The sequence below is a fragment of the Lentzea aerocolonigenes genome (assembly GCF_000955955.1).
GTDB classification, from domain to species: Bacteria; Actinomycetota; Actinomycetes; order Mycobacteriales; family Pseudonocardiaceae; genus Lentzea; species Lentzea aerocolonigenes_A.
In genome coordinates this window covers 1-11,094 of record NZ_JYJG01000515.1, presented here as the reverse complement: position 1 = coordinate 11,094, position 11,094 = coordinate 1, and the positions used below count along the sequence as shown (strand labels likewise).

The following is an 11,094-nucleotide window of genomic DNA, read 5'->3' as shown; positions in this document are numbered from 1 at the left end:
TTGCAGACGCCAACAGAGCCGACCCCTTGGAATCAGCCGTCTAGGTCCCCTGATCGGCTGAACTGCCACGCGGGCGCCCGTCACCTGGTCGGTGGGTGCCCGCGATCGGCCGTGCGGTGGCGGGTACCTCGCGTGGGCAAGCCGACAGCCAACGCGGGAGGACGGCACGATGATCGATCAGACGCACGTTGAAGCTCTGTACGACTGCGACGTGATCGACAACCGGGGCGAGAAGATCGGCTCGGTCAAGCGGGTGTGGCTCGAAGACGGCACCGGCAGGCCGATGTGGGCGGAGGTCCACACCGGACTGTTCGGCATGAAGGAGAGCTTCGTCCCGATCCAGCAGGGACAGGTGGCGGGCGGCGCGATCACCGTCCCCGTCGCCAAGGAGCAGGTGAAGGAAGCACCGAGCGTGCACACCTCGGGCGACCACATGTCGGACCAGGAGCAGGAGGCGCTCTACCGGCACTACGGGATGAGGATCCCGCAGGCCAAGACCGGTGAGCACGACCGGCTCGGCGAGCAGGCCGAGGTCACGCTCTCGGAGGAGAAGCTCGACGTCGGCACGCGCGACGTCGAGACGGGCCGGGTGCGGCTGGTCAAGCACACGGTCACCGAGCAGCGCAACGTCACCGTGCCCGTGACGCACGAAGAGGTCCGGGTGGTCCGCGAGCCGGTGAAGGGCAACGCGGGCAAGGCGTTCGCCGACGAGCAGGCCGAAGTCACGCTGCACCGCGAGGAACCGGTGGTGCAGAAGCGCACAGAGGCCACCGAGCGGGTTCGCCTGGAGAAGGACGCGGTCACCGAGCAGAAGACCGTCAAGGGCGAGGTCCGCAAGGAAACCGTCGACGTCGAACGCGACGACAAGAGGCGGCGCTAGTACAGGCCGTCCAGGGTCTCGGCGTAACGCTTCTCGATCTCCCGGCGGCGCGGCTTCAGCGACGCGGTCAGCAACCCGTCCTCGACGCTGAAGTCGCGCTCCAGCACGGCGAAGCGCTTGATCGTCTCGTGCCGCGCGAGCTGCGCGTTGACGGTCTTCACGGCGTTCCCGACCTCTTCTTCCGCGTTCGTGAGGCCCTTCGCGGTGTCCGGGTCGAGCGTCACCAGCGCCACGCAGTACTTGCGGCGGTCGCCGTGCACGATCACGTTGCTGATGTACGGCGACGCCGCGTTGATCATGCTCTCGATCCGCGCCGGCGCCACGTACTTGCCGCCGGAGGTCTTGATCAGTTCCTTCTTGCGGTCGGTGATCTTCAACCGGCCCGCTTCGTCCAGCTCGCCGATGTCGCCGGTGTGCAGCCAGCCGTCGATGATCGTCTCGGCGGTCGCGTCCGGGCGATTGTGGTAGCCGCGCATGACGCCGGGGCCTCGCAGCAGCACCTCACCGTCGTCCGCGATCTTGACCTCCATGCCGGGGATCGGCGGGCCGACCGTGCCGATCTGGATCATGCCCGGCCGGTTGAAGAACGACCCTGCCGACGACTCGGTCAGGCCGTAGCCCTCCAGGATCGTGATGCCGGAGCGCGCGAAGAACTCCGCGATCTCCTGCGCGAGAGGCGCCGAGCCCGACACGAAGTACCGGATCCGGCCGCCCACGCGTTCGCGCAACTTGCGGTACACCAGGCGATCCGCGAGCCAGCGCGTCGCCGGCCCGTGCTCGCGGTCGGCCCAGGTGAAGATCTTTTCCGTGAGCCCGCCCTTCTCACGCGCACCCGCGACGATCCGGCCGTGGATCTTCTCGAAGATGCGCGGCGCGGCGGCCACGATGGTCGGCCTCAGCTCGCCGAGGTTGTCGACGATCCGCTCGACGCTGCCGTCGACTGCGGTCGGCACGCCCGCGGCGATCATCGCCATCGTCAGCACCTTGCCGAACGCGTGCGACAGCGGCAGCCACAGGAAGTGCAGGTCGGTGGGCAGCAGAATGCCCAGCGACGCAATGGATTCCGACGTCGTGAGCCAGTTGTCGTGGGTGAGCTCGACGCCCTTCGGCGTGCCGGTCGTGCCGGACGTGTAGATCAACGTCGCGAGGTCGTCCGGCCCCAGCTCGTTGATCAACGCGTCGTAGTCGCCGTCGGCCTGGGGAACCGCGCCGAACCGCAGCACCTCGACGTCCGAGGGCATGAGCGCGGCCTGCTCGTCCGTGTCCACGACGACCACGCGGCTGCCGGAGTCGCTGACGATGTGCGCGACCTCGCCGCGCGTGCTGTTCGGGTAGATCGTCGTGGTGGCGCCACCGGCGGCGAGCACGGCCAGGTCGGTGACGATCCACTCGATGCTGGTGCCGCCCATGAGAGCAACGCGGTCGCCCTTGGCGAGACCCGCGGCGCGCAGCCCGAACGCTTCCTTCGCGACACGTTCCTGCAGCTCAGCCCACGTGAGCGAGGCCCAGCCGGACCTGTCGCGATACCGCATCGCCTCGGCGTCGGGCGTGCGGGCGACCCGGTCGCGCAGCAGGTCGGGAATAGACAGCGCCATTGCTCATCCCTTTCTCTGGAGCGTCGCTCCAGAGCGGTACTCTAACCCTCATGGCCGACCGACGACAGTCTCTCCTCGACGCGGCGCTCAAGCTCGTCGAAGAGGGCGGCCTCGACGCCGTCACGATCGCGGCCCTGACCGAGCGGTCCGGCATGTCGAACGGCAGCATCTACCACCACTTCGGCAGCCGCGCGGGCGTGTTCGCGCAGCTCTACGCCGACAGCTACGGCCGCTGCGTGGCCGCGATGAGGCCCGCCCTGGACTCCAGGGCTGCCGGCGACGCCGTGCGCGACCTGGCGCTGCGGTATCTGGACTGGGTGACGGAGAACCCGAGCCGCGCGCGTTTCCTCTACGCCGCACCGGACCACGCCGACCCGGCCGTGAAGCAGGCGGAGTTCGCGCCCGTGCTGGCGTGGTTCCTCTCCCGGATGGAGTCCGGCGAGATGCGCGCGGTGCCGCCGTGGGCCCTCGAACCCGTGGTGATGGGACCGGCACACGAGTCGGTGCGCCGGTTCCTGCTCGGGGTGTTCGACCTGGCCGAGGCCCGCGAGATCATCGCGGACGCGGTCTGGGCCGTGCTGAAGCCCTAGTCGTCCTCGCCCTCGGGGGGCACCGACACGACACCGCCGACCCGGCCGATCTGCATGATCGGCCCGTTCACATTGCCGGACACGACGCTGTTGACGATGTAGGTGGTCTGCGCGCCCTCGAACACGGCGTCGTCGTTCTCTTCCCCAGTCATGCCCACATTATCCACCCTGGCCGCGCATCGTTAGCCATAGAACACCTGTTCGATTATGCTGCTGGGCATGCGCCAGGGATCACTGTTCGACCTGGAAGCGGAGCCCGCACTGACCCCGCTTGCCCCGCGCCGCACCGAGCTGGGCCACGGCGCGTGGATTGACGTGCAGCCGGGCTGGCTCGCGGGCGCCGACGCCGTCTTCGACCAGCTCGTCGCCGAGGTGCCGTGGCGGGCCGAGCGCCGGCAGATGTACGACAACGTGGTCGACGTGCCGCGCCTGCTCTGCTTCTACAGCGGCCGCCTGCCGTTCGACGTGCTGAACACCGCCCGCGACACGCTCACTCAGCACTACCTGCCCGAGCTTCGGGAGCCGTTCACCACCGCGGGCCTCTGCTACTACCGCGACGGCCGGGACAGCGTGGCGTGGCACGGCGACACGATCGGCCGCGGTCAGACCGAGGACACGATGGTCGCGATCGTCAGCGTCGGCACGCCCCGGGCACTCCTGCTGCGGCCACGTGGCGGCGGCGAAACCCACAAGTACGCGCTGGGGCACGGCGACCTGCTCGTGATGGGCGGCTCGTGCCAACGCACCTGGGAGCACGCGATCCCGAAGACCTCGAAGGTCGTCGGCCCCAGAATCAGCGTTCAGTTCCGCCCTCACGGGGTTCGCTGACACCGCTCTCGCGCTCCTCGGCCCACTGCTGAAGTTCTCGGGCCTTGTCGTGCTCTCCCAGCTCCCGCAAGTCGTGAGCGAGGTTGCGGGCGGACTCGAGTGTGTCCTCGTGGTCATCTCCGAGGACCGCTCGACGCCGTCTGAAGGTGTCCTCGTACAAGTCCCGCGCCGCCGCGTACTCCCCCAGTTGCCACAGGCTGACAGCGAGGTTGTTGGCTGACAAAAGAGTGTTGGGATGATCATCACCAAGCACACGACGGCGCCGCGCAAGCGCGTCCTCGTGCAAATCCCGCGACGCCGCGTACTCCCCCAGCCCTGCCAGGCTGACGGCCAGATTGTTGGCTGACAAAAGGGTGTCGGGGTGATCATCACCAAGCACACGACGGCGCCGCGCAAGCGTGTCCTCGTGCAAATCCCGCGACGCCGCGTACTCCCCCAGCCCTGCCAGGCTGACGGCCAGATTGTTGGCTGACAAAAGGGTGTCGGGGTGATCATCACCAAGCACACGACGGCGCCGCGCAAGCGCGTCCTCGTGCAAATCCCGCGACGCCGCGTACTCCCCCAGCCCTGCCAGGCTGACGGCCAGATTGTTGGCTGACAAAAGGGTGTCGGGGTGATCATCACCAAGCACACGACGGCGCCGCGCAAGCGTGTCCTCGTGCAAATCCCGCGACGCCGCGTACTCCCGCAGCCACGACAGGCTGACGCCAAGGCTGTTTGCTGACAAAAGGGTATTGGGGTGATCATCACCAAGCACGCGGCGACAGCGCTCTAGTGAATCCTCGTTCAGCTCCCGTGCCTCGCGGTACTGCCCAAGACTCCTCAACACGATCGAGAGGTTGTTCGCATAGACGAGAATGCCCGGACCATCATCGCCGTGGTGGTGCCGCTTGAGGTCATATGCCCGTCGTGCGGACTCCAATGCCTGACCTGACTGGCCCCTGGTGAGGAGGAAGAGCGACGTGCGATCCAGAAGCCAAGCGAGCTCATCGAACTCCGAAGCGAGGTGAACAGAACGGTCCTTCGCGGTGGCAGTCAGGATGTGAGGCAGTAGCCGCTGCCACGCAGGCCATACGTTCGGGTTGTCCCACGGGTCCCCAGGCGCTGCTTTGCGAAGCAGTCGCAGGGCGTTAACGGGCCATCCGCGTTCCGGTGTTGCCACTCGCTCGCCCTGGTCGATCGACCCGCGAAGAAGGGCGCTGGGAATCCGGTGCAGCAGAACGGTGCCGGTGTCGACCCTGGCCAACGCGCGATGTTTCAGCCCACGCAGGGTGGCGGCGAATGCAAGCGGGTCAGCGGCGGTCGTGGCGAGCGGCTCCGGCAGCAGTTGCGGGTGGTCAGTGAACAAGGTCAGCGGAACGGGTTCCGGCGCCAGCCACGCCAGCAGGGTCAGCAGCTGCAGCCCGGCAGGGTCCTTGGTGGCAAGGGCATCGAAAGCGACCGACCACGACGCGGCGACGGGAAGCTGTCCGTGTTGCAGAAGCTCGGCAGCTCGAACTTCCAGAAGCGTCAGGTATTTCTCGGGCGTCAAAGTGCCGTCGGTGAGCAACGCGGCGGCGTGGTCCAGCGCGAGCGGTAGATGCCCCAGCGCCGTCCCGATCTTCCGCGCGTCCTCGTCGTCCAGTCCGGGAACCCGCGCCTGCAACAACGCTGTGGACTCGCCGGGGGTGAACACAGCGACCTCGACCTCGGTGGCGACACCGTGCCAGTCCGGACAGCGAGAGGTGATCAGCACGCGGGCAGCGCCGCCCGGCAGGAACCTGGTCAGGCCATGGGGGTCATCGGCGTTGTCGAACACCACCAAGGACCTCGCCGTTTCGCGCAGATACCCGAGCACCCTGGCCAGGGCCACTTCGACCGGTTCGTCCGGCGCAACGAGCCGCAACGCCTGCGCCAGTTCGGCCAGCCGCTCAGGGATGAGCTCCAGCCGTTCGGCGGGCACCCACCACACCACGTCGTAGTCGTCGCCGAACCGATGCGCGTACTCGATCGCCGTGACGGTCTTACCGACCCCACCCATGGCGTGGATCGCCCGCACCACGGCAGGGCCGTCCCCGGTCAACACGGCTCGCAACTCGGCCAGCAGATCTTCGCGGCCGACGAACCCCTCGGACCTGCCCGGCACGTTCCAGACCTTGGTCGCCACACCAACCTGCGGGCGAGGTAGTTCGGTGAGTGCGTGCAGCACCGCTGCTGAGAGTTCACCCGCTGACGACACGACGGCCGCCGTCACTCCGCTGTCGTTCAGGCGCTGCCGGAACCCTTCCTGGCGAGCACCGTACTGCAGGTCGCGGAACAGACCGGACGGCCCGTCAACGTCCTCGCTGAGCAGGAACACCAACCGCGGCAACCCGAGTTCGGTGGCGACCTCGAACTCCTGCTCGGTGTACGACAGCTCCTGCCGGTCCCGCACCGGGGTGCCGTAGCGGAACCCGGCGACGAGGACGTACACGTCCGCTTTCGCCACCGCCGCCCGGCACACCTCGGCCGGAGCCTGATCGCGTGCGGCGAAGTAGGCCATGTCGACCACGGCGTCGCCCGCACGCGCGATGGCGGACTCGACAGCCGCGACGAACGACCCGTCCGCCGGATACCTGCGCAGCTCCGACGTGTGACTGATGAAGACCCGCCGCGGACTCTCGCCTGCCATGCCCTCAGATTCGTCCGGCCCGCTCCGAACGTTGCAATTCCAGGTCGCGGGGTGCGATCAGCCGCGACGTCACCGGCTGCAACAACATCAGCAGCAGGCCCCAGTAGTTGATCAGCGGAGCCAGCGCCAGCGCGATCAGCAGCAGCGCCGGCGGTGTCACGGCCGCGATCACCACGCGCCGGGTCAGGTTGTCCCGGTGCACGAGGAGCGTCATCGCGCTCAGCAGCGCGCTGCTGGCCAGGATCGTGCCGACGTAGAAGAACTGCGTGAACATGTCGCTGCCGTACTCGCCCACCAGCCCGGTCGGGAACGGCAGCACGACGATCGTGAGCACCCACGCCATGTTCAGCAACATCAACGGTGGGGTGTACTCGCGGATGTTCTCGAAGGTCCGGTGGTGCGCCATCCACAGCTGCGCGATCACGGCGAAGCTCAGCAGGAAGCTGAAGATCTGCGGCCAGTGGTGGGAGACCAGCTCGGACGGATGCCCGGCACCCGGTTCGGAGATGATCTCCACCAACGGCAGCACCAGCAGCGTGATCGCGATGGCGACCACGGCGTCGGTGAACAGGACCATGCGGTCGGGCTCGCGCTTCATTGACACGCAGGCCAACCTAGTCCGGAAGGGACTGCCGCGTGATCAGATCACGTCGACGAACACGGGATTGGCGTAGAACCACAGGTCGGCCCACGGGTCCGAGTTCGCGACCTCGTCGATGATCGGGTCACCGGCGGACGTCAGGCGCTTGCCGTCGCTTCCCCGCAACCGCAGGTAGAACGAGCGCTCGACACCTTTGAACGTGTGCGTGAACCGGATCTTGCCCTTGCGCGGCACCTCGAACGTCTTCGCCACCGAGGTCTCCGGCGCGAGGAACAGATCCCGGTCGGCGCAGGGACCGGTCACCGGCCCGGAGATCAGGTCGACCTTGGCCAGCACGGGCGTGGCGCCCGACGCGTTCGGACCGGACGGGCGGTCGATCTCGAACGTCACCTCGACGTCGCCGCCGCGCCGGATGAACGTCCGCCCGCCCAGCGTCACACCGCGCAGGTCGTCACGAGTCCGCACGCGCAGTTCCAGGCCCTGGATCAACCGGCCGTGCGTCGCGAACACCTTGCCGGACTGCAGCCCGCGCATGATGTCCACATAGGACCGCGATCGGGCACCCACGACCGTCGCGCCGTACTGGCCGGGGAAGAAGTCGCTGTACGGGACCTGCTTCACCCCGGTGTCGACCGGCGCGCCCCTGCTGCCGGTCTGGTGGTAGTCCTGGCTGCCCGGGACGAGCGTGTCCTCGTGGACCGCGTGCACGTCCGAGTTCGACGTGATCCACCACGGCCGGCCCTCCGCGAGCATCGCGTCCCACAGGCCTCCGACCTTCGCGGTCATCCAGTCGAAGCCACCGTGCGTGCGGTAGGACTCCGCCGGATAACCGGGCCACGAGTCGGCCAGCGGTGCGGTGAGGTCGTAGTAACCGCGTGCCCGGCCGGGGCCGCCCGCCGACTTCGGAATGCCGGCCGCCTGATGTCCCGGCGCACCCTCCATCCCGACCGCGACGCCCGGTGCCGCGTCCCGCCAGCCGCGCAGCTCGTGCGGGCTGTCCAGGCCGCGCCTGGCCGGGTGGTTCGCGAACATCAGCGCGATCTCGGTCCGTCCGGAGAGGACCTGCGCCTCCAGGAAACGCAGCGCCGCCAGGGCACGCGGCTCCCCCTCACCGGCGATGCGGCTGTCATAGGCCAGCTCGAAGGCTTTCAGGATGTCGACGGTGTGCCTGCCGGGCGGCAGGAACACGGTGGCGTGTTCCGCGCTGGGGATGTTCCACTCGAGCCCCTGGTAGACCAGCACGTCTCGCTGCGCACGGCGCGCCCGTTCGACGTCCGGGGTCACCTGGTCGATCGAGAACTTCTGGTGCGCGGGACCACCGTGGTCGGTGATCACGACCCAGTCGCAGCCGAACTCGCGGGCTTTGCGGACCTGATGCTCGATCGGGTAGAGACCGTCGTCGGAGTACTGCGTGTGGATGTGGTGGTCGCCCGCGAGCCAGCGGTCTCCGCCACCCCACGGGTTGACGGGGACGTGCGCCTCGGCCTTCCCGCTGCCCACCGCGGCCGCACCGGCCGCGATGCCCAGTCCGGCGAGAAAGTTGCGCCGCCGCACCGACGACGGCCGGTCGTCCTCCGCGTCGAGCCAGCTGCCTTCAACCGGCTCCACCTCGTGGTGGTGGTGGTGGTGCGTGTGATCACCGTGCGAATGCCCCATGAGCCCGATTCCAGCCCATGCGCCGCACGGATGGAATGAACCTCCGATGAATCTTGGTACCGGGAATTTCGTTCACACGGCCCGCGGTCAGACGGCTTGCACGGCCAGCAGCGCGAGATCGTCGTGGTCGTCGCGGTCCAGCCACTTCAGCACGGCCTCCTCGCAGTGCCGCGCGATCTCCTCCGCCGACAGCCCCTTGCACTCCTTCAGCACCGTCCGCAGCCGCTGCTCGCCGAACAGCTCCGTGCGGTCCGTGTGCGCGCGTGCCTCGGTGAACCCGTCCGAGTACAGCACCAGCGTGTCGCCGGGCGCCAAAGTGACCTGCTCGCCGTGGAACCGGACGTCCGACAGGATGCCGACGATCGCACCAGGCGCGCTGACCTCCTGCACCGACCCGTCCGTGCGCAGGATCAGCGGCGCCGGATGCCCACCGGAGGCGAGCGAGAGCCGTGCTCCCCCGGACGACAACGGCACCAGCTCGCCGACGACGATCGTGGTGAAGAGCTTGGACCCGGTGGCGCGCAACGAGGTGTTCAGCAGGTGCAGCAGCCGCACCGGGTTCGTCTCGACGAGCGAGAGCGCCTGCAACGACTGCCGTACGCGTCCACTGTGGACCGCCGCTTCCAGGCCGTGGCCGCAGACGTCGCCCAGCGCGAACGTCGCCGAGCCGTCCGTGCGCGGGTGCACGTCGTAGAAGTCGCCACCGACCAGCGCGCGCTGGTGGGCCGGGATGAACACCGACGCCATCTCCACACCGCGCATCTCGGGCAGCGGCAGTGGCAGCAGCGCCGAGCGCAGGATGTCGATCGTGCGCTGCTGTTCGGTCAGCCGGGACGCCGACTCCAGCGCCACCGCGGCGTGCTTGCCGAACAACCGGATGCGCTCGACGTCGTTCGGCGCGAAGTCGCCGTGCCGGAGCACGACCAGCGCGCCGCCGACGCCCAGCGGCACCGCCAGAGCAGACCCGAAGTCCTCCGGCACTCCCCAGTTACCTTCACCCAAAGAGGTGATCCTGGTCAGCGTCGACGTGCCAGTCAGCACCTCGGAGATCGTGGACGCCCGGCGTGGCGAGCGCGCCACCGTGGGTTCGCCGCCACCGCAACGCCACCACTCCAGGCGATCGCGGGTCGCGGGCACGACGGCGACGCAGTGCTCCCCCAGCAACTCCGCCGCGAGCTGCACGATGGTCTTCAGCGTGTCCTGGCGCGAACTGCCGCCGGCGAGCCGCAGATGGGCGTGATCGAGCGCGGAGTCCGTGAAGTACCAGGCATTCCAGCCCTCGCCGAGGTCGTGCTGACGCCCAGCGACGTGCACGTCGAAGCGCTCGCCGGGGCACAGCCGGGGGAACCGGTCGGCGGCCGCGGCGTTGCGCACGCGCACCACCCCGGCGGGGTCCACGACCAGAACGGCTTCGCGGAGCCCGTCCACCAGGCGCTGCCAGCCGTCCAGGTCGATGCCCACGGTGCTGCTCATCCGCTGTTGTCCAGCGCACTCGGCCGAATCATCACGGCCTCCTGCGGGTAGTTGGCATGCATCGAGGCATCAAGTTACCTCGCTCCCAACCTAACGTGGCAGTCTTGGCTGCGACCACCGAGGCACGGAGGCTTGGAGTGACCACGGCCAACGAAGAGACGGACGCGACCCTCGATCGGGTTCTCTCCGCCATGAGAGACCTGCGTGACGGCAACTTCCGCCGCAGGCTCGTCGTGCCGGGAAACGGGCCCGTGTCGGCTCTCGCGGACGTGTTCAACGAGATCGCGGAGCGCAACCAGTGGCTCGCCGGTGAGCTGGGCCGGGTCCGCCAGGCGGTGGGCCAGGAGGGCAGGCTCACCGAACGGGTGGCGCCCGCGGGCACCGCCGGTGGCTGGTCGATGATCGCGGACTCGGTGAACGGCCTGGTCGAGGACCTGATGAGGCCGACGAGCGAGCTGAGCCGCGTGCTCGCCGCCGTCGCCGAGGGCGACCTGACCAAGCGCATGTCGGACCAGACCCTGCGCGGTGAGTTCGCGACGCTCGGCTCGACGGTGAACGGCCTGGTCGACCAGCTTTCGTCCTTTGCGGACGAAGTCACCCGCGTCGCCCGCGAGGTCGGCACGGACGGCCGCCTGGGCGGCCAGGCGAAGGTCCCCGGCGTCGCGGGCACGTGGCGCGACCTGACCGACAACGTGAACTACATGGCGGAGAACCTGACCACCCAGGTCCGCAACATCGCCCAGGTCACCACCGCGGTCGCGCTGGGCGACCTGACCCAGAAGGTCACCGTCGACGCCCGCGGCGAGATCCTCGAGCTCAAG

General features: G+C 68.6%; 10 protein-coding genes. 4 read left to right on the top strand and 6 right to left on the bottom strand.

The window, feature by feature from the left end:
- Positions 1-169 precede the first annotated feature (169 nt).
- Positions 170-880 carry a DUF2382 domain-containing protein gene (locus tag UK23_RS45470; protein ID WP_045318068.1) on the top strand — a complete coding sequence of 237 codons (711 nt, stop codon included), beginning with the start codon at positions 170-172 and terminating at the stop codon, positions 878-880.
- Here the strand turns inward: UK23_RS45470 and UK23_RS45465 are convergent.
- Positions 877-2,475, bottom strand: a complete 1,599-nt coding sequence (locus tag UK23_RS45465) for an AMP-dependent synthetase/ligase (RefSeq protein ID WP_045318067.1) — start codon at positions 2,473-2,475, stop codon at positions 877-879. The genes UK23_RS45470 and UK23_RS45465 overlap by 4 nt on opposite strands.
- A 50-nt stretch (positions 2,476-2,525) precedes the next feature.
- Here UK23_RS45465 and UK23_RS45460 point away from each other — a divergent pair, with 50 nt between their 5' ends.
- Entirely contained in the window at positions 2,526-3,065 is a 540-nt protein-coding gene (locus UK23_RS45460; protein WP_045318066.1) for a TetR/AcrR family transcriptional regulator, read from the top strand.
- On the opposite strand, the gene UK23_RS52350 is transcribed toward UK23_RS45460, so the two are convergent.
- A complete protein-coding gene (locus tag UK23_RS52350) occupies positions 3,062-3,217 on the bottom strand; it encodes a hypothetical protein (RefSeq protein WP_156213865.1) in 156 nt (51 codons plus the stop codon). The two genes, UK23_RS45460 and UK23_RS52350, sit on opposite strands and share 4 nt — an antisense overlap.
- Before the next feature lie 67 nt (positions 3,218-3,284).
- On the opposite strand from UK23_RS52350, the gene UK23_RS45455 reads away from it, so the two are divergent.
- Positions 3,285-3,893, top strand: coding sequence for an alpha-ketoglutarate-dependent dioxygenase AlkB (locus UK23_RS45455; RefSeq protein ID WP_045318070.1), 609 nt, complete (start codon positions 3,285-3,287; stop codon positions 3,891-3,893).
- Here the strand turns inward: UK23_RS45455 and fxsT are convergent.
- The 4 genes from fxsT to UK23_RS45435 all read right to left on the bottom strand — a co-directional run bounded on the left by fxsT (position 3,859) and on the right by UK23_RS45435 (position 10,273).
- Entirely contained in the window at positions 3,859-6,543 is a 2,685-nt protein-coding gene (fxsT, locus tag UK23_RS45450; protein ID WP_052685632.1) for an FxSxx-COOH system tetratricopeptide repeat protein, read from the bottom strand. The genes UK23_RS45455 and fxsT overlap by 35 nt on opposite strands.
- Positions 6,544-6,547: 4 nt before the next feature.
- On the bottom strand, positions 6,548-7,141 hold the full coding sequence (locus UK23_RS45445; RefSeq protein ID WP_045318065.1) for a TMEM175 family protein: 594 nt from the start codon (positions 7,139-7,141) through the stop codon (positions 6,548-6,550).
- 42 nt (positions 7,142-7,183) lie between these two features.
- Positions 7,184-8,800: a PHP domain-containing protein gene (locus UK23_RS45440; protein WP_045318064.1), complete on the bottom strand. Its 1,617-nt coding sequence runs from the start codon at positions 8,798-8,800 to the stop codon at positions 7,184-7,186.
- Between the two features lie 87 nt (positions 8,801-8,887).
- Entirely contained in the window at positions 8,888-10,273 is a 1,386-nt protein-coding gene (locus UK23_RS45435) for a PP2C family protein-serine/threonine phosphatase (protein ID WP_045318063.1), read from the bottom strand.
- 137 nt (positions 10,274-10,410) lie between these two features.
- On the opposite strand from UK23_RS45435, the gene UK23_RS45430 reads away from it, so the two are divergent.
- Positions 10,411-11,094 (top strand): HAMP domain-containing protein (locus UK23_RS45430; RefSeq protein ID WP_045318062.1); only part of this gene is annotated, 684 nt, incomplete at its 3' end.